Source organism: Bacillus sp. B-jedd (assembly GCF_000821085.1).
In the GTDB taxonomy this organism is placed as follows: Bacteria; Bacillota; Bacilli; order Bacillales; family Cytobacillaceae; genus Bacillus_D.
Genome location: NZ_CCXR01000001.1, coordinates 3,321,839 through 3,346,795 on the forward strand (window position 1 = coordinate 3,321,839; position 24,957 = coordinate 3,346,795).

The 24,957-nt window shown below is 47.8% G+C and carries 22 protein-coding genes; 5 read left to right on the forward strand and 17 right to left on the reverse strand.

Features of this window, described 5'->3' with window-relative positions:
* The first annotated feature begins 100 nt into the window (after positions 1 to 100).
* From BN1002_RS16535 to BN1002_RS23860, 4 genes are all read left to right on the forward strand, one after another.
* A complete protein-coding gene (locus BN1002_RS16535; protein ID WP_048826623.1) occupies positions 101 to 904 on the forward strand; it encodes a MurR/RpiR family transcriptional regulator in 804 nt (267 codons plus the stop codon).
* Positions 905 to 1,223: 319 nt separating this feature from the next.
* Positions 1,224 to 1,583, forward strand: coding sequence for a DUF4181 domain-containing protein (locus BN1002_RS16540; protein ID WP_048826625.1), 360 nt, complete (start codon positions 1,224 to 1,226; stop codon positions 1,581 to 1,583).
* A gap of 323 nt (positions 1,584 to 1,906) precedes the next feature.
* Positions 1,907 to 2,410 (forward strand): DinB family protein, encoded by a 504-nt coding sequence (locus BN1002_RS16545; protein ID WP_048826627.1) that lies wholly within the window; start codon positions 1,907 to 1,909, stop codon positions 2,408 to 2,410.
* Between the two features lie 148 nt (positions 2,411 to 2,558).
* Positions 2,559 to 2,705 carry a hypothetical protein gene (locus BN1002_RS23860; protein WP_156129728.1) on the forward strand — a complete coding sequence of 49 codons (147 nt, stop codon included), beginning with the start codon at positions 2,559 to 2,561 and terminating at the stop codon, positions 2,703 to 2,705.
* Positions 2,706 to 2,809: 104 nt separating this feature from the next.
* Here the strand turns inward: BN1002_RS23860 and BN1002_RS16550 are convergent, their stop codons facing one another.
* The 17 genes from BN1002_RS16550 to BN1002_RS16630 form a co-directional block, all read right to left on the reverse strand.
* Complete coding sequence (locus BN1002_RS16550) at positions 2,810 to 3,109, reverse strand: hypothetical protein (protein WP_048826629.1); 300 nt, start codon at positions 3,107 to 3,109, stop codon at positions 2,810 to 2,812.
* A 144-nt stretch (positions 3,110 to 3,253) separates the two neighbouring features.
* Complete coding sequence (gloA2, locus tag BN1002_RS16555; RefSeq protein ID WP_048826631.1) at positions 3,254 to 3,640, reverse strand: SMU1112c/YaeR family gloxylase I-like metalloprotein; 387 nt, start codon at positions 3,638 to 3,640, stop codon at positions 3,254 to 3,256.
* Between the two features lie 120 nt (positions 3,641 to 3,760).
* Positions 3,761 to 4,594, reverse strand: coding sequence for a P-loop NTPase family protein (locus BN1002_RS16560; protein ID WP_048826632.1), 834 nt, complete (start codon positions 4,592 to 4,594; stop codon positions 3,761 to 3,763).
* Positions 4,595 to 4,809: 215 nt separating this feature from the next.
* A complete protein-coding gene (locus BN1002_RS16565) occupies positions 4,810 to 6,144 on the reverse strand; it encodes a YjiH family protein (RefSeq protein WP_048826634.1) in 1,335 nt (444 codons plus the stop codon).
* A gap of 151 nt (positions 6,145 to 6,295) precedes the next feature.
* Positions 6,296 to 7,285: an agmatinase family protein gene (locus BN1002_RS16570; RefSeq protein ID WP_048826636.1), complete on the reverse strand. Its 990-nt coding sequence runs from the start codon at positions 7,283 to 7,285 to the stop codon at positions 6,296 to 6,298.
* Between the two features lie 82 nt (positions 7,286 to 7,367).
* Positions 7,368 to 8,666, reverse strand: coding sequence for an imidazolonepropionase (gene hutI / locus BN1002_RS16575; RefSeq protein WP_048826638.1), 1,299 nt, complete (start codon positions 8,664 to 8,666; stop codon positions 7,368 to 7,370).
* Between the two features lie 689 nt (positions 8,667 to 9,355).
* Positions 9,356 to 11,023, reverse strand: a complete 1,668-nt coding sequence (gene hutU, locus BN1002_RS16580; protein WP_048826639.1) for a urocanate hydratase — start codon at positions 11,021 to 11,023, stop codon at positions 9,356 to 9,358.
* Between the two features lie 342 nt (positions 11,024 to 11,365).
* On the reverse strand, positions 11,366 to 12,856 hold the full coding sequence (locus BN1002_RS16585; protein ID WP_048826641.1) for a helix-turn-helix domain-containing protein: 1,491 nt from the start codon (positions 12,854 to 12,856) through the stop codon (positions 11,366 to 11,368).
* A gap of 99 nt (positions 12,857 to 12,955) precedes the next feature.
* A complete protein-coding gene (locus tag BN1002_RS16590) occupies positions 12,956 to 14,230 on the reverse strand; it encodes a LysM peptidoglycan-binding domain-containing protein (protein ID WP_048826643.1) in 1,275 nt (424 codons plus the stop codon).
* Positions 14,231 to 14,347: 117 nt separating this feature from the next.
* The gene (locus BN1002_RS16595; RefSeq protein WP_148362809.1) at positions 14,348 to 14,860 is read right to left on the reverse strand and encodes a hypothetical protein; all 513 of its coding nucleotides are present in this window, start codon (positions 14,858 to 14,860) and stop codon (positions 14,348 to 14,350) included.
* A 194-nt stretch (positions 14,861 to 15,054) separates the two neighbouring features.
* Positions 15,055 to 15,864 carry a creatininase family protein gene (locus tag BN1002_RS16600; protein WP_048826647.1) on the reverse strand — a complete coding sequence of 270 codons (810 nt, stop codon included), beginning with the start codon at positions 15,862 to 15,864 and terminating at the stop codon, positions 15,055 to 15,057.
* Positions 15,865 to 16,064: 200 nt separating this feature from the next.
* A complete protein-coding gene (locus tag BN1002_RS16605) occupies positions 16,065 to 17,465 on the reverse strand; it encodes an APC family permease (protein ID WP_048826649.1) in 1,401 nt (466 codons plus the stop codon).
* Positions 17,466 to 17,631: 166 nt separating this feature from the next.
* Entirely contained in the window at positions 17,632 to 17,937 is a 306-nt protein-coding gene (locus tag BN1002_RS16610; RefSeq protein WP_048826651.1) for a hypothetical protein, read from the reverse strand.
* A gap of 246 nt (positions 17,938 to 18,183) precedes the next feature.
* A complete protein-coding gene (locus BN1002_RS16615) occupies positions 18,184 to 18,951 on the reverse strand; it encodes an IclR family transcriptional regulator (protein ID WP_048826652.1) in 768 nt (255 codons plus the stop codon).
* A gap of 181 nt (positions 18,952 to 19,132) precedes the next feature.
* The gene (locus tag BN1002_RS16620; RefSeq protein WP_082036269.1) at positions 19,133 to 20,311 is read right to left on the reverse strand and encodes an ATP-binding protein; all 1,179 of its coding nucleotides are present in this window, start codon (positions 20,309 to 20,311) and stop codon (positions 19,133 to 19,135) included.
* Positions 20,312 to 20,595: 284 nt separating this feature from the next.
* Positions 20,596 to 22,335, reverse strand: a complete 1,740-nt coding sequence (locus BN1002_RS16625) for a glycine betaine ABC transporter substrate-binding protein (protein ID WP_231575045.1) — start codon at positions 22,333 to 22,335, stop codon at positions 20,596 to 20,598.
* Positions 22,328 to 23,533, reverse strand: a complete 1,206-nt coding sequence (locus tag BN1002_RS16630) for a quaternary amine ABC transporter ATP-binding protein (protein ID WP_048826657.1) — start codon at positions 23,531 to 23,533, stop codon at positions 22,328 to 22,330. Before BN1002_RS16630 ends, BN1002_RS16625 begins: the two co-directional genes overlap by 8 nt.
* A 252-nt stretch (positions 23,534 to 23,785) precedes the next feature.
* Here BN1002_RS16630 and BN1002_RS16635 point away from each other — a divergent pair, with 252 nt between their 5' ends.
* Positions 23,786 to 24,784 carry a TAXI family TRAP transporter solute-binding subunit gene (locus BN1002_RS16635; RefSeq protein WP_048826659.1) on the forward strand — a complete coding sequence of 333 codons (999 nt, stop codon included), beginning with the start codon at positions 23,786 to 23,788 and terminating at the stop codon, positions 24,782 to 24,784.
* Positions 24,785 to 24,957 lie beyond the last annotated feature (173 nt).

The window sequence follows — 24,957 nt, forward strand, 5'->3', positions numbered from 1 at the left end:
GAAGCAGCGGGTCCAATCAACTATCTCCTAGGGTATGGCCATTCTGCAGGCGAATCAGCCTCTTTGTCCTTGATAATTACTTGAATAAGGGTGGACTTGCATGGCTTCACTATTAATGGAAATACAAAATGTGTATTCCAATCTGTCGGATAAGGAAAGAAATATCGCGGATTTTATCCTCGCCAATCCTGAGGATGCATCACGCAGAAATATCCAGGAACTTGCAGACCAGACAGGAGTCTCAATCAGCACGATCACCCGATTTGCAAAAAAGGTTTCCTGCCGGAATTTTGTAGAAATGAAAATCAGGCTCGCAAGTAAATCTGATGGCACAGCGAAAGCAACGGGACTAAATGAAAGCTTGCTCGCTTCCTATCATGAAATGCTTGCTGATGTCCAGTTGCTCAACTCTCCTGATTCGGTAGATCCGGTGCTTAAAATGATGGAAACGGCATCGAGGATTTTCATTTATGGGCTGGGCAGTTCTGGGCTGGCCGCCCAGGAATTGAATTACCGGCTGAGCAGGATGGGATTTATTTGCGAAGCGATAACGGATCCACATTTAATGACAATCCGGAGCACCCTCGTACAGGAAGGCGATTTGGTCATAGCGATTTCAAGATCCGGACAAACCCCCGACCTGATTCAATCATTGCGAAGGGGGAAAGATAAAGGTGCGGACCTTGTCGCTATCACCGCCTTTGGAAACACGCCGCTGACCGATCTTGCCAAATCTGTCTTATGGACGATTCACCCTGGGCGAAGCGACTTTCATCAAACCGGCCTGGACATAAGCACCTTATACCTAATTGATCGAATCACCCTACACTTCCTGGCAGACAATCAACGAGAACAGCTATACCTGCAAACAGTCAAAGCCATCACCAACCGGCCCCTTTCCTGATATATCGATCAGACAAGGCAGTTGTAGCGAGAAAATAATTCAGAGACGAAAGATGCAGGAGAGTTCCAGTGCTCTATTCCAAAAACATTTGTAAAATGCCCGACGGTTTCTGTTTAAACGAACCGACGGGCATTTTTTTTAGTATATAAAAGCCCCCACCTAGCACATAGGGGAAATTAACCATGTAAGCAGGATTTCCGCTATAATTTACCTAACAAGATGACTGGGGATTTTTTGTTAATACCAATCGAGACTTTGCGAGAAAAGCAAAAAAAGCCTTGTTCGGCTTCCGGTCACATTGAGAGGAGTGTGTGCATTTATGATCGTTTTCCCTTTTATCGTCACACTTTTAATTTTTATTCTTATTCAACAAGTTGTTCTCACCATAATGGCTAAAGCCTTGCGGATAAATAGAAAGAAACACAGGGCACTGGCCGAAACAAAAATCGGGATGGCTTTTGATATTGTCTTGTTTGTAATTGGAATTTACATTGCACTTCCGGACCGCCCCTTATTGTTCGCCATCCTCATACTTGGAGGAATCGAAGCAAGACGGGGAGTCGAACAATATAAACTACACAGGAACGACAGAGAATACCTTTTGAACATTGCCAGCTTCGCGTTCGTTCTTATCATAGGCGCCTTCTGCTCCTGGTACTTCAAAAATTATTTCGTCTAAGTTAAATAAGTGGTGTTTTTTGCACGGAGGAAGGGATTTTCAATGAAGTTGATCGGAACGGAGGGGATTGACTCCGGCGGGATGCAGCGGCACGTGGAGACCCCACAGGCGTCTATGACGCCGAGGAGGCTCCACGGTCCGCCCCGCGGAAAGCATATCCCTGGAGTGGAAATCAACAATCGAGGATTAGGGACGGCTACAGCACTTCATTCGGATATCGAAAGAAGCAGCAGAACCGTCCCCAGATTCTCTTTTTTAAAGGAGTTTATTTGTGCGGCAGCGAATTTATGGAAGGAATACATTTTCACGAAGGAGGAAGCAGGATGTATCATACTTTGGATGAGTTTTTGCAGACGTGGAAGCATGAGTCGGAGGGGACGGAGAAAATTCTTGATGCGCTTACGGATGAATCGCTGAAGCAGGAGGTGGCGAAGGACCATCGAACGCTTGGACAGCTGGCATGGCATTTGGTCACGACCCTACATGAAATGATGTCGCGCACGGGGCTGAAGTTCGAAGCAGCCGAGCACGAGAGCAAACAACCTGACTCTGCAAAAGAAATCGCCGAAAGCTACCGGCAGTCGAGCAATGCGATGGTCGCCGCCCTCAAAGAACAGTGGACTGACGAAACTCTGAAGGATGCCCATGATATGTACGGGCAGCAATGGCCGAATCATGTGACCCTGTCCATCCTTGTCGACCATCAGATCCACCACCGCGGGCAAATGACTGTCCTCATGCGCCAGGCCGGCCTCCGTGTCCCAGGCATGTACGGGCCTTCTCGGGAAGATTGGCTGGATTCCGGCATGGAGCCCCCGGCGCTCTAAATCGAGGAATCAAGACTGTTTAGAAGTAAATTTGAACCTGCTCGTCTTATGCGGAGCAGGTTCTTCTCAATTTCTTTTTAAAAACCTGAAACCCCTTCGTAAAAAACCCCGTCTAATATTGTAAATACCTGGCAGGAGGTGAGAGGAAATGGCGAAAAACAATTCAAATAAACGATCCACCGCCGTAAAAGTCCTTTACACCATCAATATCACACTTCTGCTCCTATTCGGCCTCATCCTCTGGCTCCTCTACAAGCACCCAGAAACCATGAAAACCTTCAGCAAATTCTTCTAATGATACGGGGGCGATTCCCCTTATATCCCTCCCATGCTGAATAGCTAAAGAGAAACCTCCCTCACTCAACTGAAAAACACAAAAATGAAACCTGGGAGCATCAATCACTCGCCAGGTTTCACATCGCCATTTTGCCCATATTCATCCAGGAGGCCCTGAATGATTTCCATGTCACCTTCGTATTTCATCTCATTGTCATAAACATTCTCATAAGCCACTAGACGCGATCCGGTATCCGCCTCAAGCTGCACCGCCAGCTTTAACTCGGTCCCCGCCATACTATCCTCATCCGAAACAACTGGGTCCTTTGGGGTGATTTCCTTCTCTGAAAACCGGATCACCGGCTGCCCCGCGGACTCTTTCAAAATTGACACAAACTCTGGAAGCGAAACTTGTTCCTTCACACACATCACCTCTTCTAAACGTTTCCCCTGTTAGCATTCAATTAAAACACCCGAATTATGCTTAAAGTAGAAATTCCATGATGATAAAGATTTCAATGAGATCAAAAGTAAAAGCACTGGACGTTCCAGCGCTTTTGTTTGTTGCTATCCCTCATAAAGCTCAATCGGCAATCCATCCGGATCCTTGAAAAACGTATATTTCTTTTCCGTCACAGGGTCAACTCTGACCGGCTCAACTTCTACTCCATTCGTTTTTAAATGGCTAAGCGTGTCCTCGACGCTATCCACCTCAAATGCCAAATGGCGCAACCCCGCCGCCTCTGGATAATTCGGCCTTCCTGCCGGGTCAGGGAACGAAAACAACTCGATCTGATACTCGCCATTCACCGCCAAATCAAGCTTATAAGAATCCCGCTCCTCCCGGTAAACCTCCCCCACTGGGGTCAAACCCAACACCCGCACATAAAAATCTTTCGACCTTTCATAATCCGAAACAATAACCGCCACATGATGGATCCTCTTCAAAAACATTTCTCTCACCTGCTTTTTCTTAATCAATGAATCAGGGGATGGAGCCAATGTTTCATTCTACACACGAAAGAAACAGCAGAAACGCCCCCGCTCCTTACGTCTTCACCTTGCTCTTCCAGCTTAACCTAGTTGCTCCGATAATAGTTTTTTCAGTTGTGCCTTGTGGCCGCCTGGGTTGAACGTGGTATTGTCGATGATGGTTTTATTTATGCTTAACTGATTATATATGGCCGTTTCAAGGGTTTGCCTGGCTTTCAGGATTTCAATTGCCCCCTCTAACCCTTCGAGCCGATGTGTTTTTCCGTAGCCCTGGCTGGTGTAGTAATCGGTGAAAAACCTCAGCCATTCTGCTGGCCGTTCATCCGCTGCCTTCCTGAAGGAAGCCTCAATATCCTGCTGGCCAACATAGACAAGCAAAGGTTCTAGCGGTTCAACTGCCTTTGCCAGCAATTCAATATATGTTTGAACAGCCACCTCATCCTCCCCGTATTTAATCATCCCAACCGTCACTGGATTTTGGATGAAGGCACATTCGAAAACATATATGGTATCTCCAACAGCCGCTTTATCGGCAAATCGTTTCCAATTTTCCGTGATCACCGATCTATTTTTTGCAAAAGAAAGTTCATAGACATCGTGTTTAGCAAGCTGGGCAAGCAACTCTTCGGGAATTCCATCCTCATGAGCCCTCCTCATCTTTCCATAAAAAACTAGAAATCCGCTATTGGATTCTCGTGTGAACCCGGCAAAAAGCTCACCGTATTGATTTTGCAAAATCGAAAAATCCCCTTCAGACAAAAAGGCGACGCTCTCCATATCGGCGGGATGATCAAGATCCCCCTCCAAAAACAAGCGGGCCTCACCCCCGCACTCATCCAAAATTTCCTTCACAAAACCCGCCGTCGCCGTCTTCCCAGATCCCGGCAAACCCTCAACCAAAATCAACCCCGTCACGATAAACCCACCAATCCTTCTTTCAGAAAAAATATATCCATAAAAAAACCGATTTAACTCCAACACTATATAATTCTATCAATCCGTTATAATTCCTTCCGAGCGAAGCAGGGGCGGTTCCTCGTATGATTTTCATCATAAAGAAAACCGGAACGTTTTCCATTATGGAGAAGGTTCCGGTTTTCTATTGCCGTTAATGTTTTTTTAGATCGCTTCTATAGCAGTAGGTAGGCCAGCGGGGCGGTGAGCAGGATGGTAAGGACTACGCGCTGGAACCATATAATGACGAGCTGGCGAATGGACAGCGGAATTTCTGTTGACAGGATGCAGGGCACCACGGCTGAGAAGAAGATGATGGCTGAAACAGAAACAACGCCGATAACAAATTTTGTGACAAGAGCGGCTTTGGCGACGAGCAGGGCCGGCAGGAACATTTCCGCGATGGAAAGCGCGCTTGCTTTCGATGCGAGCAGCGGATCCGGCAGCTGGACAAGGGCGATGAACGGATAGAACAAATAGCCGAGCCAGTCGAACAGCGGCGTATATTCGGCGAGCACCAAGCCAATCAGCCCCACTGACATGATTGACGGCAGGATGCCCATTGTCATGATGAACCCGTCTTTCAGGTTGGCCCAAATATTTTGAGCGAGGCTCGGGGCAGTGTCAGCTGTTGCCATCGCTTCCTGCCACGCATGCCTAATACGGTCTTTCTTAACGAGTACTTCCCTGTCCCCTTCTTTATTCTCATAGTAGGAGTCATTCATTTTTGAAAGCGGCCAAATGCGGACTGTGATAGCGGTTACAAGAAAAGTCACTAGGAATGTAACCCAGAAATACGTGTTCCAGATTTCCATTAAATCAAGAGTTTTTGCGACGACGATCATGAATGTAGCTGAGACGGTCGAGAAACCTGTCGCAATGATGGCAGCCTCTTTGATCGTGTACTTTCCTTCTTTAAAAACCCTGTTTGTAATCAAAAGGCCAATGGAATAACTGCCAACAAAAGACGCAACCGCATCCACAGCGGACCTGCCCGGCGTCTTCCAAATCGGCCGCATAACCGGTTGCATGAATATTCCGATAAATTCAAGCAGACCATAACCAACCAGCATTGCCAGGAAGATCGATCCGATAGGCACGAGCATGCCGACTGGAATCACGAGCTTATTGAACAAAAACGGCCCCATATTCGGGTCAAAAAACCACTTCGGCCCAATATTGAAAACAAGCATCACCGCAGTAATGAGGCCGAGCACTTTCAGCAGAGAAAATACGGTTGTTACAGTATCCTTATTCCACGTTTTGTTGACGAACGGGTAAACCGCCCCTGCGAGAATGACGACCAGGCCATAGTATGGCAGGATGCCCGGGACCGCTGAGGAAATGAACGTTACAATGTGATCGAGCATGATTGACGACTTGCCATTCATCGTTATCGGTACGAAAAATACAAATATTCCAATTGCTGAGAAAATGAAAAACTTCGCCACATTCAGCGACAGTCTTTTTTCCTTTTGTGGCTCCACTTTTTCCAATTGTCCTGTTCCCATTCAGTCCCCTCCTTAAATTGTCCCTGCCGGAATTTATGATCCGGCAGGGTTGTACAAATTAATATTCGCAGCCGTTGTGGCTTGAAGCTTTGCTGTTTGGTCTGCCAGGTATCTCGTGTTCCGTAAGATGCAGCAGAACCGCCCCAATGCTTCACCGCATTCGAACGCCGGTCAAAAAGGTAAGGAAGACGTGCGTGCCTGTTTTGACAGTAGATTGGGCTTGTGTGTCCCGCATAGGGTCGAGGCAGACGATGTCCATTGCTTTGACTTTTGGGTGTTTGCCGGCTGCGAGGACGCCTTCGAACAGTTCATCGGTTGTCATGCCGCCTGGCGTGGAGGCCGGGACTCCCGGTGCGTAGGCGATGTCGAGGACGTCCATGTCGACGGTCAGATAAATGACGTCCACTTTCGCCGCAAGCTCTTCGAGACTTTGTTCCACCGCTTGGACGATCCCCTGTTTCCTGACCTGCCGCAGCGTCCGGTAATTGACGCCGTGCTCATCCGCGTATTCTTTTAAATCTTTCGTATTGAAAAACCCATGCAGCCCAAGATTGTACATATCACTTCCCTTGACGACGCCGCTTTCAATAAGATTCCGCATCGGCGTCCCGTTTGATTGCCCGTTATCCTCCATGCTCCTCAGGTCGAAATGCGTGTCGAACTGGAGGATTCCAATCCGCTGATCGGGCCTTGCAGCATGCATGCCCTTCACCATCATCGCGGTAATCGAATGGTCGCCCCCAACCGCGCAGACAATCGAATCTGCAAAATGCTCGTGCAGCGCGGCAGAGGCCTCCCGGATATTTAAATGGCACTTGGCAATATCGGTCACATGCATCGGCACATCCCCGGCATCAAGCACCTTCATCCCCACTAGATCGACATCCTCATCGAGGTTATAGGTGGAAAAAGTTTTCCACGAACGCCGGAAAGCCTCCGGAAATTCGGAAGCTCCTGAAGCACTGATCGAGGATCTCGAAAGCGGAACACCCGCAAGAACCACATCCGCATCCCTGCTCGCCTCCTTCGAAAACTCCGCAAGCGGCTGGATCCACTCATGAACTTTAGATGCAGTCCCATCCCCGGGCCGGTTCCAAGTAAATCCCGGCGGCACCAGCTTTGGATATAAGAAATTCCTCATTCAAATCCCCCCTTTCGCAAAAAATGCAGTCTTTTTTTGATTTACTTTTCCAGTTCAGAGACTTTTTGCAAAAATAAATCCCTTAATTTACACAATTCGGTACGTCCTTCTTCTCCAAGTTCCCTTCGTTGACCACGACCCGCCCGGCCTTCACGACCGTATGAACGTGATTGACTCCGTAAGAGTATTGGAGCTTCATATAATTCGAGATATCGAAAATTGTTACGTCCGCTTTTTTGCCAGATTCAAGAGTTCCGACCTCTGTGGCCCGGTTAATCGCATGAGCGGCGTTGACCGTTGCGGCGCACAGGACCTCCGCCGGTGTCATTCCCATCATCAAACAGCCAAGATTCATAATGAACGGAAGCGAAACCGTCGGCGACGAGCCCGGATTGCAGTCGGTCGACAGCGCCACCGGCACTCCGGCATCAATCATCTTCCGCGCGTTCGCGAATTCGGCCCTCAGGAAGTAAGCCGTACCGGGAAGTAGGACACCGACAACTCCCGCTGCCGCCATCGCATCAATTCCCTTATCGGATGCTTTCAAAAGATGGTCCGCAGAAATTGCCCCCACCTCGGCAGCAAGTTCGGCTCCTTCATACGGCTCAATCTCATCCGCATGGATCTTCGGCTTCAGACCGTACGCCTTTCCCGCCTCAAGAATTTTCCGGGACTGCTCAGGGGTGAACACCCCTTTTTCGCAAAAAACATCATTGAACTCGGCGAGCCCGAGCTCCGCCACTTCTGGCAGTAGACCAATCACATAATCGACGAACTCATCCGGCCGTTCCTTATAATCCGCAGGAACCGCATGCGCACCCATGAAGGTGGAAACGATGTCCACCGGGTGCGTTTCGTTCAGCTTTTTGGCAACCTCAAGCTGCTTTCGTTCCGTTTCCCACTCCATCCCGTAGCCGCTTTTCGCCTCAACGGTCGTGATCCCGTGCAAAAGAAACTTATCCAATCGTCCGGCACTTTCCTCCAATAGTTCTTCAAACGACGCAGCCTTCGTCCTTCGCGTCGTCGCATGAATCCCGCCGCCGGCGTTCATGATTTCCATATAAGTCGCACCCTGCAGCCTCATATTGAACTCATCTTCACGACTGCCGGCAAAAACGAGATGCGTGTGCGGATCAACGAGCCCAGGTGTGACAAGCTTGCCGCTCGCATCAACCACATCCGCCTCGTGCAATCTGCCAGCATATTCTCGGCTTAACTCCTCATCGTGGCCAACCGCCTGAATCGCGCCATCCTCAATCCAAACACTTCCGTTTTCAATCAGTCCGAGCTCGGACATCTCCTCCTTAACCCGCGGGCCCGCCGCATCGCTCTTCATCGTCACCAACTGCGACGCATTCCGTATAAACAGAGGCTTCGTCATCGTTGCCTCCTCCTTTCTATTTGCAAAAACACTATCCTGATCGGTCATTTTATTTTTCGTTTCAGTATTTGAGTCTCTGTTACCAAGTTAATAAACTTATCTCCTGTTTGGGAATAGAGATCGCTTCTCTATTACCTTTAAACAGATTTTTATTGAATGGGGCTTAGAGAACGCCTCTCTATTACCGTTTGGATGTTTTTTGAACCACTATGGGCTTAGAGACGGCTTCTCTGTTACCTTCTTAGCAGACTTTTATTAATTCGGGATTAGAGAACGCCGCTCTGTTACCGTTTGGATGTTTCTTGTACCACTTTGGTCTTAGAGACGGCTCCTCAGTTACCTTCTTAGCGGACTTTTATTAATTCGGGCTTAGAGAAGGCCGCTCTGTTACCGTTTGGATGTTTCTTGTACCACTTTGGGCTTAGAGACGGCTTCTCTGTTACCTTCTTGACGGATTTTTATTGATTCGGGATTAGACGACTCCTTATTCGACCGCAAACGAAAATTCCAACGGCTACGGTAGTTTAGACTCCTTCTATTCGATCGCAGACGGAAATTTCTACCGCTACAGTCGTTTAGACAGCTCGTATTCGACCACAACCAAAAATCCACCCGGCTACAGTCGTTTAGAACACTCCTATTCGACCGCAGACGGAAATCCCTACCGCTGCGGTCGAATCATATAAAGATTACTCCTTCTCCAGCATCGGCATGTTGATGCCTTTTTCACGTGCGGTTTTCTTCGCTAGTTCGTAACCTGCGTCGGCATGGCGGACGACGCCCATTCCCGGGTCGGTCGTCAGCACCCGCTCAAGGCGGGCTTCCGCTTCCTTCGTCCCATCCGCGACAATGACCATCCCGGCGTGCAGGGAATAACCCATTCCGACGCCGCCGCCGTGGTGGACGGAGACCCAGCTCGCCCCGCCGACCGCGTTGATCAGCGCATTCAGAATCGGCCAGTCCGCGACCGCGTCACTGCCATCCTTCATCGCTTCGGTCTCCCGGTTCGGGGAAGCGACGGAACCAGCGTCAAGGTGGTCGCGCCCGATGACAATCGGTGCTTCGAGTTCGCCGGAGGCAACCATATCGTTAATAATTTTGCCGAAACGCGCCCGGTCCCCATAGCCAAGCCAGCAAATCCGGGACGGCAGCCCCTGGAAGCTGATTTTTTCGCGCGCCATGCGGATCCACTTGCACAGATGTTCCTTATCTTTGAATTCCTTCAGCAGCACTTCGTCGATTTTATAAATATCTTCAGGGTTTCCGGAGAGCGCCGCCCAGCGGAAAGGCCCTTTCCCTTCGCAAAATTGCGGACGGATGTAGGCCGGCACAAATCCCGGAAAATCAAACGCATTCTCGACGCCCTCATCCTTCGCGACCTGGCGGATGTTGTTTCCGTAATCGAACGTAACGGCTCCCTTTTGCTGGAGCGCAAGCATCGAACGGACATGGCTTGCGATGCTTTCCTTTGAAAGCTTCACATACTGTTTAGGTTCTTCCGCGCGAAGTTTCGCAGCCTCTTCCAGCGAATATCCGGTTGGAATGTAGCCGTTAAGCGGGTCGTGCGATGACGTCTGGTCGGTCAGCACTTCGGGAACGAACCCGCGCTCAATCATAAGCGGGAGAATTTCCGCGGCGTTCCCCAGCAGGCCAATCGACAGCGCCTTGCCATCCTTTTTAGCCACCTTCGCCAGTCGGATCGCTTCATCAAGGCTATCCGTTTTCACATCGAGGTAGGCGGTTTCGATCCGGCGGTCGATTCTCGTTTCATCCACCTCAATCGCGAGGCAGACGCCGTCATTCATCGTTACGGCGAGAGGTTGCGCTCCTCCCATGCCCCCGAGCCCGGCAGTCAGTGTAATCGTATTTTTTAGGGTGCCGCCGTAATGCTGGCGCGCAAGCTCTGCAAATGTCTCATATGTACCCTGCACAATCCCTTGGCTGCCGATATAAATCCAGCTGCCGGCCGTCATCTGCCCGTACATTATCAGACCCTTTTTGTCGAGCTCGTGGAAATGGTCCCAATTCGCCCAAGCCGGGACAAGATTCGAATTCGCCAGGAGCACCCTTGGTGCATTTTTGTGGCTTTTGAAAACGGCAACCGGCTTACCGGACTGGACGAGAAGCGTTTCGTCGGATTCAAGGTTTTTCAACGATTCCACAATCGCTTGGAAGCTTTCCCAGTTCCGCGCTGCCTTGCCGATTCCGCCGTAGACAACTAGCTCCTCCGGCTTCTCGGCGACCTCCTCATCAAGGTTGTTCATCAGCATCCTTAATGCGGCCTCCTGCACCCAGCCTTTCGTTTGGAGCTCTGTTCCACGGTAACGCTTAATCAAATCCTTTTTCTCAGCAATCATCTTCAGCACCCTTTCATTTATAGTTTGAGTGAAGCAACCGGGCTTGCCAGCTGATTCGTTTGTTGATTGGAGCGATACTACTTTGTGAGAACAGCACAACTAAGTGCTGAGTAGTGCTGGCGGGCCTCTGTTTTAAGTGAAGCACCGGAACCGTCCCGCTGCTTATTTCGCCTCCCAAAGGAAGCGTTGACTATCCCCCACTGCAATTCACTGAATATTATAAAATAATAGCGCTTTCATTAATAGGTTGATTATTTTCGTTTTAGGATGTTTATTTTTGCAAAAGAAAAAGGAATCCGGCGAGATTCCCTTTAGAACAGCATTTATTTTGGATAAGGATAATTATTTTCGCAGAACTACTTCTTTTCCATTGAAGGCCCGATATTCACGTGGAGCCATTCCTGTCTGTTTTTTAAAGATCCTGGCAAAATAATTCGCATTGCGGAATCCGGTTTCAGCGGCGATTTCTTTCACCGAAAGCTGTGATTTTGCCAAAAGCTTTTTCGCTTCCTTTACTCTTGTTTCATTCAGAAGCTGCCGGAAGGTCATCCCATATTTCTTCATCAAAATATGGCTGTAATACGCATAGCTTATTCCAATCGCATTCGTCACCTTTTCAAGTGTCAAATCCGGGTCGGCAAAATGCTCCTCAACATAATGGACCCCACGTTCGATGACATCCTTTTTTGAAAGAGCCTCCGCTTGTGCTGCCATGTCCACCAGTTCATATAAAAACAGAAGGAAATTCTGGACGATCCGGTAAAGGACCGGGTTATAAAGAATATCCGAAAAAACCTTCATGTAGGCTTCTTCCAGCTCCGGCCCATCGAGGTGAAATGTCTTCATAAACCGCCTCGCCTGCGCGAGAATGCTCGTCAGCCTTGTCCGAAGCATCTCCGGATTTGGATAAGGGGGTTCCATATGCAAGAAATCTTCATGCAGCCACTTCTTGATCCCCTTTCGGTCAAACCGGTTCAGCAGTTCAATCCACTCACGCTGCTCCCTCGGCGTCAGGAAAGGATCAAACGCGCGCCAGCCTCCCGCAAGCGACTTCTTAATTACCTGATCGTAACCAATGAAAAAGGTAAACTCCAGCAGCCGCCTTGCCGTTTGGTACATATCATGTAGGCTTTCCTCATCCGCATTTGCTGGAATCACAACAGCAGCCAAAGGCCCCGCCTCCCCGCCATCCCAATCACGAAGGAGCTTTTTCGCTTCCTCCTCCAACGAGCGGCCCGGATTTTCGAATGCACAGACCACCAGATTGGATAACGGGAAAATAGCAGGCTGTTCCAGAAAGGGATACCGGTTTAAAAAGGCAACCAGTTCCGCGTTTTTCCGCTGATCCTCCGTCTGTAGCAGAATCATTCCCGCCTGCCCGGGCGCCAGCTCCTCCTGCAAAAATAGCGACCGGTAGGTAAAACCCTGATCAAACAACGGCAGCGCCGAATCCCCTGCTGGCTGATTTCCCGCCATCGAAATCGCTCTCTGCATCGCAAGCTTCACTTTTGCAGGCTCAAGAGGTTTTACGAGCAGATCCGCACACTGAAGATCAATCGCCTGCCGTGCCCTCGCAAACGTTGCCTCGACCGTCACCGCTACAACTTTCTTGCAAAAGCTCTTGCAATATCGCTGAACCTGCGGCCAACTCTCAGCCGGGATCATATCCAGTTCAATATACAAAATATCCGGCACAACCCGTTCCAATATCGATAGTGTCTCCGGCAAAGTACCAGCCGCCAACACCTCGTTCACAGGCAGCGAATACGTCCGCATCAACCACTCAATCCCAATCCGCTCATTCCCATCACGCTCCGCCAGCAAAACCTTCATAAAACTCCCCCTCACCCAACCCAAACAAAAAAGCTTCACATAACTTCATTTTAATCGATTCCCACTGAAATTTCATGAAGCAGGGGAGAATTCATGCTTTCAGATTCCTCTTTTTATGACGGTGATTTCGCTGGCGAGGTATGCCCAATTCTGCGGGGCTGGGAGGCTGATTTGCCAGTAAGTTGTGCCCGCGAGGTTGTAGCGGTCGAGAAGGTTGTATTTTTGAATGTAGCTGCGGATGTCTTCAAACCAGACGATATGTTCATCGGCACCCGCCCAATAGGGGTACCATGGGGATTGCGCGGTTTTGTCGAAACGAATGGAAGCACCTGTTGTGATAGCTTGATTTTGTGCGGCAAGGACCGAGATTCCCTTGGTGGCGTTTGTTGCCACAACCTTGTCGTAGCCATACAATGGCATCGCTATCAACAATTTACGTGGATTCACAACCGTCAGCGCATACCTGACCACCTGCTCGGCCCAATTGATCGGCGAAACCGGGGCAGGCGGGCCGCCAGGATAACCGAAATCAATCGTCATCAATGCCATCAAATCTGCTGCGTTTCCAATCGCAGCATAATCATACGCACCCACAATCTTGTTTGTCGGCAAATCTTCGGTTTTCGCATGGACATTCACATTCAGAATCAAACCGCCCAATTGCCTTTTCAATGCCTGCAAAAATACAGTAAAATCAGTTCGCCTTTCCGGAGGAATAAACTCCAGGTCGAGACTGACTCCCCCAAACCCTCTACTAGTCGCCAGATTGGCAATGCTCGCCACTAAGTTTTGCCGGAAGGTTGGATTTCCAAGAACACTTCCAGCCAACTCGGCGCTAAACCCGGTCGAAGTGAAGTTCCGAATCATTAATAACGGGACAATGTTTAATTCCTGGCTTCTCGAATTAAGAGCTGAGTCATCGCTCTCCGCAAAAGCAAAGCCCTCATCTGTAAAGGAATAGTTCACAATCGCGAGATAGGTTAGTTGATTGGCCAATGATTCAATAACAGCCAGGTCCGCCGCAGTTCCCGAGGGAACGAGGAAGCCCAGCGTCTCGATGGCCAGTTTATTCGGTGAGGGGATAGCGAGGATTTGGCCAATTTGCAGCCGATTGGGATTGAGACCTGGATTGGCAGCCACTATTCGCGGAATTGTCGTATTAAATCGCTGAGCAACCCTCCAAAGCAAATCACCGGTCCTCACTCGGTAAGACCGGGTCGGCAGCGTCTGCTCCGGAATATAAAGCGCCAGCCCCGGAACAATCTTGGCTGCCGATACCAATCCATTCACGGTAACAAGCGTATTAAGTGAAACTCCATACCTGACGGAAATCGACCACAAACTCTCTCCCGCCGTCACAACATGAACCCCCATCCCCTCACCCCCTACATACAACATATGAAAGAAGCTGCGGGTATATGAGGCTGGGGGACGGTTCCTGCGCTTCCTTCTACATCCGAAGGAAGGAGTAGAACCATTCCTTTCTTCGCTTTAAAAATACTTTCTCAATATGGATAGTTCTTTGAGCAACTTTTGCATTTCTGGCAAATGAAAGTTATTAGCCGGGATGGTTTCACCTTGAAATATTAGGGACCTTACTTGGTTAAAGGCCTCTTTCTCTTCATCGGGAAAACACTTCTCGTAAGGAACATCTTTATCGAACTGCTCCAAGTAATATAAAACATAGTTATGGAGTACCGGAAACTCCCTTTTTATAGTCAGCTTGCTCACTAAATAAGCCGACATATAATCACCAAGTACATAAAGTGGTTCCCTTGGCGTAAACATTTCCCCTTTGCAGTGAAAAACTATCCCCGAACCGTAATACCAATTCCCCACCATACATGCAAAAGCCAACAAAGATCCTGCCCGTATCTCTTTATCCGGATCATTAAAATATTTAAAATAATCGTCGTGTGTATGTTCTCCCCAATCTTTACAGGTAACAAAATCTACGATGTCAAAGCCAGAAAACAGCTGGGCAAACTTTTCTTTAATCAACATGCCACCTCATTCCAAAACTTCAATAACGACATTATCCTCATTAAGCCATAGTCCTTCACAAAAGCATTCGAGCACAATCATAACACGCGCACCAGTCGCTTAATATTATTCACTTCTTAAAAAAATCAAAGCAAAAAGGACAGTTCCATTGCTTCATTCAACTTGCGAATGAAACCTTGGAACCATCCCCTTCCTCATAAAGGTATTTCTCTGCTACGGATTTCTACTTGGACTTCTTCTTCACAGTATCTTACGAATTCGATTAGATTTTTCATTAACTCTTTGTGGTAGGTTTCTCCGTTTTGAGCTGTGGAAACTGTCGGGTCCCCTACAACGCCGATGCTCTTTGAACCTTCTCTATACCCTGCTACGTCACTTGGAACAAAGATGGTGTCTCCTTCGACGAAAGGGTCGTGCTGAAGGAACGGATGCTTTAGATGAATGTTTTTAACAGCTTTGTCCATTTCAAGTAACTCGGGCATGAGATGAAGCATATGGGAAGTTTCCATTTCGTCCGCATGGCCCGCGCCTCCTGGTTCTGATTTTTTAATTTCGCCACCGATTTTTTTGGCTATGTAGAACGGGTCGGCTATAGCTAGGAACGCGCCTGTTTCGTTCCGCAGCATCGTAATCGCAATTTTGAGCGGCGGCAGGTTGGCTTCCCGGTGGCCATTGATAATAAGGATTTTCTCGAAACCGTGGTAAATTAAGCTTTTACAAATATCATACATTAAGTTGATGAGCGTTTCCGGCCTCAATGTGATCGTTCCTGGAAACGCCATGTGGTGAGGCGCCCAGCCGACCCAGTTCGGCGGAGCAACGAGCGTTTCCGTCTGCTGGCCAAGATCCTCGGCTACTTTATTCGCGACGAATGAATCTGTTCCTAGCGGCAAATGCTTAGCATGCTGCTCAACACTCCCGACCGGCACGATGATCGTTTTCTTCTTTTGCAGATAGCGCTCGACATCTTCCCATTTATTTTCCTGGAGCCATACACTTTTCATGAAGCAACTTCCTTTCATAATTGATCGCCAGCACAACAACAGTTTAAAATTCTCGACCCTGTAATTCTAGGGAAGCGGCTGCATAAGCTTTATTCCTTTCCGATAATTTTGCTCAAGTAAGCTTTTCAAAAATGAATTACAATAATTCAAATCAAATCCCGAATCGCTTCCCGGCAAAATTCCGATTCTTCTATAATAGGTTAATTACTCAGCCTTTCCATCGCTTCTTCATCGAGATAATCCCAGCGGCTCCTTGAATAGAAGAAATAAAATGCGGTGATTAGCACGAGCCACGAAGTTCCGATCATCAACGGTATCGTATCGATGAATGTCAGGATCCACAATGAGGCAATTGCCGCTATAATTGCGAGCACTGGAATATTGTTCACATTCAACGGATAACGGAACTGGGCTTTAATGTGCGGCTGCTTGATCCGCACCACGATGACGGCGACATTCATGATTGCCATCATAAGCCAGTTCGAGAACACGGCCGCGCCGACTGCAATTGAAATCGCCTTGCCGTATCCCATTGTGCTCATTAACGTTGCTCCGAGTGCAATCACTCCCGTGAACAGCGTGGCGTAAACAGGAACGTGGGTCTTCGCGCTGACCTGCCCTAAAACCTGCGGCACCGCTTTTTCCCTTGCAGCGGCGAACAGCATTCTCGATGAACCGAGCAGGCAGCCGACAGTCGAAGTGCCAGTAGCGGTCAATGCCGCTACAGCAATAAGTACCGCACCAATTCCAGGCAGGACGTTTTCAACGGCAAGCGACAGAGGAGCAGCCGAGCTTGCCAGCAGAACCGGATCGGCTGCTGAAACAACACCAAACCCTGTTAGGCAATACAAGATAACCACCGTGACAAGCGCCGAAATCTGTGCGAGCGGCAAGTTCCGCCTTGGATTCTTTGCCTCTTCTCCCAGTGTCAGCACCGCTTCAACCTGCATTTGGCCAAAAGCGATCAATGCAGTCGCAGCAAATACTCCTGTCCAGCCATTTGGTAAAAACTCAGCGATTTTGAAAGGCCCGGTCGGGTTATGGAAAATAGTAATGACTGCAATTGCAAATAAAGACACGACCTGGATGATCGAAAAGAATGTATTAATTTTGCCAGTTGCTTTAATACCCAGCAGCAATAGCCCGGTAATTGCGATTGAAATTGCCGGCGCCACCACAGTTGTCGGCAGCGACGGGAAAATATAATTGAAGTAGCCCGCAAAACCAAGGTTCACGGCGCCAGCCGCAAACGCGAATGACAGGAAATACAATCCTGAACACCAAAGCGCCATCAACCTCCCCAAATCCTTGTGAATCGGTGTAAAGGCGAATTTCGAATATGCGTATGACGCCCCTTCATATGGCCAGATTGATGCCAGCTCCGCATAGCTCATGCACGACAATATCGCAATTACTCCTGCAATCAGGAATGCTACGAATAGCGCCGGACCCGCCTGGGCAACCGCAGGGCCGATTACCGTAAAAATTCCTCCTCCTATCAGCGCTCCGACCCCGACGCTCCACAAATCAACAAATCCCAATCCCCTGTTCAGCTTACCTTGCTCTGCGACAGAAACTGGAACCGACACTTCTGACTTCATTCTCTTACCCCCTATTTCATTATTTGAAATATATATTTCATTATTACAAAAAGCTTTCTCTATATATTAGCCACTCAGAGGAGAATTCCTTCTTTATTCGACAAAATATTTAAAAAATTCTTTCTAAATAAAAAAGCCGTCTTTCGACGACTTGAAGGCGGTGAAATTATTTTTTGCCGAACAAAAAGAAAGATCCTATTCCCAAGATAATATAGATGATAACTGGAACCATCATATTCCCAATATTGTACCAGATGGAGATTGGTACAATGACCGCCAATGCTGACAGTAAAAGTCCGAAGGCCAAGGTTTCTTTTGAAGGTGACGCCAAATATCCTTGAAGGATAAATAGGACAGGAAAGAGGAAGTAAATCCCCACTAAAACATATTTGCTTTCAGGAAACTTTGAATCGATCCAGATAAACATTAAGATAATTAATCCCGGCAAAATTAAAGCGAGAAGCTTCTTCATATACAACAATCCTTTCAGGACAAATTTGATATTAAACAACTAGTTAAGTCATTATTTTATGAATATGTAACCGTCTTAGTTAATAAGTAAAATATACCACCACCTCCCTTTTAGTGTAATTTTACACTAAAACAATTGTTCGTCAACCAATTTTATCGAAATATTTAGATTATATATCCAAAAAGATTATTTCAAATCCTGTAAACTTATCCTAGCAAAACGAAAAAACACCCCTAAGGAGTGTTTTCACAAAAGCCGTTCTTCAATTTTTGCCGCGGCATGCTGCAGCTTTTCTATATAGGACTCCATCTTCACATCTTCGAAGTCCTGCTCGGTCCCGATGATGCTCAGCGCCGCAAGCACCTCGGAATTGATGTTCCTGATTGGCACAGCGACAGCAATCGTCCCTTCGTATAGTTCCCCCCTGCTCACCGCATATCCATTCCGGGCAATCGCTGCAAGCTCCGCAAGAATCTGTTTCTGGTCCGTTTTTGATTGCTGCGTGAACGGCTGGTAGTCCGCCCCGGCAAGAATCGCCATCTGCTCCTCCTCCGGGAGTGCCGCCAGCAGCACCCGTGGACATGCAGCCGCATAAAGCGGCACCCTCCTGCCAACTTGAGGAAACACCCGGATCAGCTTCAATGCTTCGAACTGCTCTATATACACCGCATCGCACACATCCCGGACCGCCAATTGCACCGATAGATTCGTTTCATTTCGCAGCCGCAACATCTCGTTTTTCGCTAACGCACGGATATCCAGTTGGCTGTTCACAATTTGGCTCTTCTCTAAAAAAACCATCCCAAGCTGGAACCGCAGCCGCCCCTCCTTTTCCGTCCGCCGGATATACCCGAACTTCTCCAGCGAACAAATCATCCGGAACACAGTCGGCTTTGGAAAGCCTGTCATCGCCGACAACTCTTCCAAACTCAGAGAAGCATGCTTCATATCAAAACACTCCAAAATACCCAGCGCCTTCTCCACACTTCCGCTCCTGCTCGAAAGCTCCCTCATCACCGATTCCCCTTATATAAACAACTAAAAGTCTTAAACAAGTTTACTATCTTCACTATACCAAACCTGACTGGTGAATCGTATTTTTTTCAATAAAGCAAAAGGACGATTCCAGTGCTACATTCGGGTTCAGAATGTGGCAGTGAAACCTTCCCCCTGCATCACCACGATAGCAAATCCATCACTCCGGCTCCATTTTTGGCAGGGTGAGGGTGATGGTGGTGCCTTTGTTGGGTTGGCTTGTGACGTTTATGGTGCCTTTGTGGGCTTTAATGACGGCGGAGGAGACCATGGTGCCAAGTCCTGTTCCTTGAGTTCCTTTTGTGCTGAAGTATGGCTCACCGTATTGTTTAATTTGTTCTTCGGTCATTCCGAAGCCTGTATCATTAATATGTATGATTGCTTTATCCGTATTCTTTTTGAGGAGGATGGTCATTTCCCCGCCGTCCGGCATCGCTTCTTTTGCATTTTTCAGAAGGTTGAAGATGCACTGATGAAGCTGGAAGCGGTCACCTTTGATAAAAATATCGTCCTCTAATTTGGCTTTCACAATGATGGACGCCATATTGGTCATCGGTTCAAATACCTTGACGATATGTGCCAGTTCTTTTGAAAGATTGACAAGTTCAAAGCTTTGCTCATTTGGTTTGGCCAAGGTTAAAAAATCTGTAATGATTCGCTCAGCCCGTTCGAGTTCCTGTATTGCAATGCCGACAAAATCACTTCGTTTCTGCTCCGAGAACCCGGGCTCACCCAGGAGTTGGAGGAATCCTTTCACGGAGGTCAGGGGATTTCGGACTTCATGGGAAATGGATGCGCTCATTTGGCTGATTGTCTCCATTTTTACAATGCCTAAAGCTCTTTCTTTCAAAAAGAAATTCACTTTCTCGGTTTCAATGATTGCCGTTGTTATTCCGGCAACGAAGGAACAGCCGAAAATATAAGTTCCCCACTCAAGCCATCCAAGAGTGTAACCAAGTAAATACATGAATATCATTAATCCAACTGAAGAAACCAACGATAGGAAAACAACGAGCAATACCTTTTTATTAGGAGCCTGCTTCATGAACCAGTTATGTAAGTAAACAATTGCCATAGTCTGAGCGCCATGAATAAAAATTGCTAGCCAGAATCCGGTATCTACTCCAAAATAAGCCCGAAAACCAATCAGAACGGCGTATAATATCGCCGCTGCTCCAGGTCCCAAATACAAACCGCCAATAATGAGGGGAACCTGCCGCAAATCATAGCGAATCATATCGTTAAAAGTAAACGACAATGCCAAAGAGACAAAAGCGCCCAACGATAAAAAAATCAGGATACTGCGCCGTGAAGGCTTAACATACGTCTTCCGGTGCATGTACTGAAAAAAAAAGCCAGAACAATCAGCGAAGCCAAATTCATGACCAGAATTTTAATGACTCCAACCAAACAAACCACCCCCTTTCGCAAAAATGGCAGAATTTTCTTATCATTATTCTACACTATCCCCTTCCCAATCACAAAAACAAACACAAACATATATTAAATATGAAACAAATAGCATTTCCGCATCATCATTCGACACCCAAAGTAAGCGCTGGAGCTGTCCTCATGCATCTCCAAAACAAAAAATCGGGAGTGGCTCCTATGCCACTCCCTAACCTATTTCAAATCGTCAATTGAGTTAATTTTTACGTATTCAGGCACGACCAACCCGAGCTTAGTTCCTTCGAGGTTGACGCCTAGATCAACAAATTTTCTTTTATAAGTATTGTAATATTCGCGGTGTGTGCTCGGCAGCCATGCGCCTACCATGGCATCGGCACTGCCGTTGGCGACCCCTGCGAACATCGGGCCCACTTCCACCTGGCTGAGATTCACCTGATAACCATTTTGCTCCAGCACCTTCCCAACCATATTCGTACTGGCGATTTCCGTATCCCAGGCCACATAAACGAGGTTAATACGCTCACCCTTCCCCGCTCGGGCACCTTTTGTCCACGCAGAGACCTTCTCCCGATTTCCGCCAATCCACTTTTCAGCTGCTTCTGCCGGCTCCATTCCTTTTTCGATATCGAGCATGACGGCTTCCATATCACCAGTCTCCCAATTAAACTGATCCAGGATTTTGTAAGCGCCGGGAGCGTCCTTTTCAAGTCCTTTCCTGACAATCGTATGAATTCCTTCCGACCCGCCGAATACCCCCTTCGGATCATCAAGATATTTCAAATCAAACGAAGAAAACATCCAGTGCGGTGACCAGCCGGTGACAATAATCGGCTTCCGGTTTTTATAAGCCTTCTGCAATTCGGCAATCATGGCTGCAGATGAACCTTCAACAACGTTCCACTGGCCCAGCCCGTACTCATCAACCGCTTTGCCGGTCTGTGCCATGATGCCTGCACCCGGCTCAATTCCGATAATTTTATGATTCGTTTGCGCGCCAATTCCTTCAGGGTTTCCTGGCACAGCCTTTTCCTGAGCGAATCCTTGAACAAGTGCAGTGACGACGAAGAGCAACGCGAACAATACAAACACAAATTTCCCTTTAATAACATGTCCATATGCTGGCTTGCGCAGGTTTTGCGAGAGCCGGTCAAGAATAATCGCGATAAAGACAATCGACAATCCTGCCTCAAACCCTTGGCCTACATTGATTTGGCTGACTGCCCGGTAAACATCCGCCCCAAGTCCGGGTGCCCCGACTAACGAAGCCGTTACAACCATCGACAGGGCGAGCATAATGCTTTGGTTGACGCCTGCCAATATTGTTGGAGTAGCGAGCGGAATTTGGACCTTCAGCAGTTTTTGCCCGCTTGTCGATCCAAAAGCGTCCGACGCTTCTATCAGGTCTTTTGGTACTTCCTGAATCCCTAGATTCGTCATCCGGATTGTCGGTGAAATCGCAAAAATAAACGAAGCTATAATCCCGGGTACAACCCCGATGCCAAAAAACAAAATGGATGGTATCAAATAAACAAAGGCAGGCATTGTCTGCATGAAATCCAAAATCGGTGTAACAATCCTCTGCACAGTCCTGTTTTGCGCACACCATATTCCAAGCGGAATGCCGATCACGATTGTCAAAAATCCAGACACTAACACAATGGCAAGTGTTTCGATCGTCGAATCCCAATAGCCGAGATTCTCTATCAGCAGCAAACTCAAGAGCGTAAAAATTCCGAGCGGCCATCTGCTCGTATAGGCAACCAAAAGTGCCAATATTAAAATCAATACAAGCGGAGGGCCGGCACTAAGCACATCGACTATGATTTGCAATAACCCATCGATGACAGCTGTGATAAAGGAAAACAAACCGGCAAAGACGACCGTGATCCACTCAACCAGCGAATCAATCCATTTCCCCAGTGGGATTTTCGGGATATTCATGTAGTCACTCACTTCCCATCTCATTAAGGGAATCTTTATTGCCTGCCAATGCGCCAATAACTGCCCCGCGGACAATAATTCCTTTTATTCTCTTCTCTTCATCGATAACCGAAATCGGCAGGCTTGAAGTCGCAATTGTATCCATCAGATCCGCCAGCAAAGTCCCCTCGGCAACCGTCGGAATGTCGGTTGACATCACATCTGAAATCGACTGGTTATGATCAATCGCCTGCCGGGCCTGTTCAGCGGTCAACGCCCCAAGGAGCCTCCTGCGGCGGTCCACAACAAAAATGCTGGAATACCCTTGCTTCCGCATAATTTCCAAAGCTACCCTCGGGCCACGGTCCACATGAATGATTTCCGGCCTCTTCATCACATGTGAGGCCGTCAATACCTTCGATAAGTCGACATCCTCAACAAACTTCTCGACGAATTCATTCGCAGGCTGCATCATAATTTGCTCCGGTGTGCCCAGTTGGATGACGCTGCCGTCTTTCATCAGAGCAATGCGATCGCCGATTCGGAGCGCCTCATCCAGGTCATGGGTAATAAAAATGATCGTTTTCTTATACTGTTCCTGAATCTCAATCAACTCATCCTGCATATCCTTCCGGATTAACGGATCAAGCGCACTGAAGGCTTCATCCATCAAAATGATATCCGTATCACTCGCAAGCGCCCGGGCAAGGCCCACCCTCTGCTGCATCCCGCCGCTTAACTGGGACGGCAGCTGATTTTCGTAGCCCTTCAAGCCGACACTTGCCAATGCCTTCATCGCTTTTTCACGGCGCTCCTCCGCGGGCACTTTCTTGATTTCCAGGCCATACTCCGCATTCTCCACAATCGTCTTATGCGGAAAAAGGGCAAAATTTTGAAACACCATGCTAATCTTCTTCTGCCTGACCTCCCTTAAGCGGGCGCTATTCATCTTGACAATATCTTCATTGTCGATCAAAATTTCGCCAATTGTCGGATCAATCAGCCTGTTAAACATCCGGATCAACGTCGACTTCCCGCTCCCCGACAACCCCATAATCACAAAGATCTCACCTGGATATATCTCAAAATTGACATTATTGACGCCAACCGTCTGCCCCGTCCTTTTCAAAATCTCCTTTTTCGACTTGCCCTGCCTTAATAAATCAATCGCCGCCTTCGGAGACTTGCCGAAAATTTTTGAAACACTCCTAACCTCCACAATCGGATCCATCAAGTCACCCCATTCAGCATAGTAGGCCCCTATCATATTCAGTTTTGCCATTTTTCACTGTTTTATTTAAGAGGGAAATCAGAAAAAGACGTGCAAGGGGAAACAAAATCTTTCATTGAGGGAACCATGGAGGATTTCTTTAGGTGGATAACTATTTGAGGAGACAAATAAGAGACACTTAAAGATTGATTCAATAATTATCGGTATGTTAAAATTATTTTGATTATACTAAATATTAACAAGGGGGAAATTATGAAAAAGAAGAATTTATTTCTAGTGTTAATGTTAGCGCTTTCTATGCTGCTAGCTGCATGCGGTGGGGGAAATGAGAAAACTGATGGGGGCAAGAAGGACAAAGGGGACAGCGGTGAGAAGCCTAAGTATATTAGCATTCTGACTGGTGGGACTGGCGGTACATACTATCCGCTTGGAGGAACTTTTGCAAATATCATTTCGGATGAAACCGGAATCGAAACGACAGCCCAGACGACTGGCGCATCTGCTGAAAACATGCAGACCTTGAAGGACGGGGGCGGAGAAATCGCGTTCACTCAGACCGATATCGCTTCTTACGCTAAAGAAGGAAAGCTGATGTTTAAAGACAAAGCAGTAGACAATGTCCAGGCGATCGGGACTTTATATCCAGAAACAATCCAAATCGTGACAACCGAAAAGTCCGGCATTAAAACGGTTGATGATCTTAAGGGCAAAAAAGTTTCAATCGGCGCCCCGGGCTCTGGAACAGCGGCTAATGCAGAACAAATCCTTGAAATTTATGGTCTTTCTCTTAGCGATATCAAGAAACAGGACCTTTCTTTCGATGAGTCTGTATCCGGAATCCAGGACGGCACAATTGATGCTGCGTTCGTTACAGCCGGAACTCCAACCGGTGCAGTCGAAGGACTGGCTGCTACTGAAAAGGTTGTTATTGTTCCAGTTGATGCGGATAAAGCAGCAAAGCTAATTGAAAAGTATCCTTATTATATCAAGGATGAGGTACCATCAAATGTCTATGGGCTAAAAGAAGCTGTTCCGACAGTCGCTGTCCAGGCAATGCTAGCCGTTTCCTCTGACCTTTCCAAAGATGTAGTCTACGATATTACAAAGGCAATCTTTGAAAACCTTGACAAGGTCACTCATGCAAAAGGTAAAGTCATCAAGCCTGAAAACGCCCTTAACGGAGTAGGAATCGAAGTCCATCCAGGCGCGCAAAAATATTATGACGAAAAAGGCATCAAAGCTTCCGAATAGTATTGATTGAGATGACTGAAAAAACTTGGCCGGGACATGGCACCGTAACAGGGACCGTGCCCGGTCAAGCTGTCTTTAACGGCTAAATTGCAAAACCAGGCCGGCCAGCCGCGGCCTCTTTTTATTAAACCGGCTGCATGGAGGAAAACGATATCCAATAAGAAAAGCTTTTT

Coding starts and splice junctions, on each gene's coding strand:
- BN1002_RS16595 (WP_148362809.1), bottom strand. CDS start 14,860: ATGTTGATTAAAGAAAAGTTTGCCCAGCTGTTTTCTGGCTTTGACATC.
- BN1002_RS16620 (WP_082036269.1), bottom strand. CDS start 20,311: ATGCACCGGAAGACGTATGTTAAGCCTTCACGGCGCAGTATCCTGATT.
- BN1002_RS16585 (WP_048826641.1), bottom strand. CDS start 12,856: ATGAAGGTTTTGCTGGCGGAGCGTGATGGGAATGAGCGGATTGGGATT.
- hutI (WP_048826638.1), bottom strand. CDS start 8,666: ATGACGAAGCCTCTGTTTATACGGAATGCGTCGCAGTTGGTGACGATG.
- BN1002_RS16630 (WP_048826657.1), bottom strand. CDS start 23,533: ATGGATCCGATTGTGGAGGTTAGGAGTGTTTCAAAAATTTTCGGCAAG.
- BN1002_RS16590 (WP_048826643.1), bottom strand. CDS start 14,230: ATGGGGGTTCATGTTGTGACGGCGGGAGAGAGTTTGTGGTCGATTTCC.
- gloA2 (WP_048826631.1), bottom strand. CDS start 3,640: ATGTTTTTGAAGAGGATCCATCATGTGGCGGTTATTGTTTCGGATTAT.
- BN1002_RS16540 (WP_048826625.1), top strand. CDS start 1,224: ATGATCGTTTTCCCTTTTATCGTCACACTTTTAATTTTTATTCTTATT.
- BN1002_RS16545 (WP_048826627.1), top strand. CDS start 1,907: ATGTATCATACTTTGGATGAGTTTTTGCAGACGTGGAAGCATGAGTCG.
- BN1002_RS16570 (WP_048826636.1), bottom strand. CDS start 7,285: ATGAGGAATTTCTTATATCCAAAGCTGGTGCCGCCGGGATTTACTTGG.
- BN1002_RS16535 (WP_048826623.1), top strand. CDS start 101: ATGGCTTCACTATTAATGGAAATACAAAATGTGTATTCCAATCTGTCG.
- BN1002_RS16610 (WP_048826651.1), bottom strand. CDS start 17,937: ATGAAGAAGCTTCTCGCTTTAATTTTGCCGGGATTAATTATCTTAATG.
- BN1002_RS16635 (WP_048826659.1), top strand. CDS start 23,786: ATGAAAAAGAAGAATTTATTTCTAGTGTTAATGTTAGCGCTTTCTATG.
- BN1002_RS16615 (WP_048826652.1), bottom strand. CDS start 18,951: ATGAGGGAGCTTTCGAGCAGGAGCGGAAGTGTGGAGAAGGCGCTGGGT.
- BN1002_RS16600 (WP_048826647.1), bottom strand. CDS start 15,864: ATGAAAAGTGTATGGCTCCAGGAAAATAAATGGGAAGATGTCGAGCGC.
- BN1002_RS16605 (WP_048826649.1), bottom strand. CDS start 17,465: ATGAAGTCAGAAGTGTCGGTTCCAGTTTCTGTCGCAGAGCAAGGTAAG.
- hutU (WP_048826639.1), bottom strand. CDS start 11,023: ATGATTGCTGAGAAAAAGGATTTGATTAAGCGTTACCGTGGAACAGAG.
- BN1002_RS23860 (WP_156129728.1), top strand. CDS start 2,559: ATGGCGAAAAACAATTCAAATAAACGATCCACCGCCGTAAAAGTCCTT.
- BN1002_RS16565 (WP_048826634.1), bottom strand. CDS start 6,144: ATGGGAACAGGACAATTGGAAAAAGTGGAGCCACAAAAGGAAAAAAGA.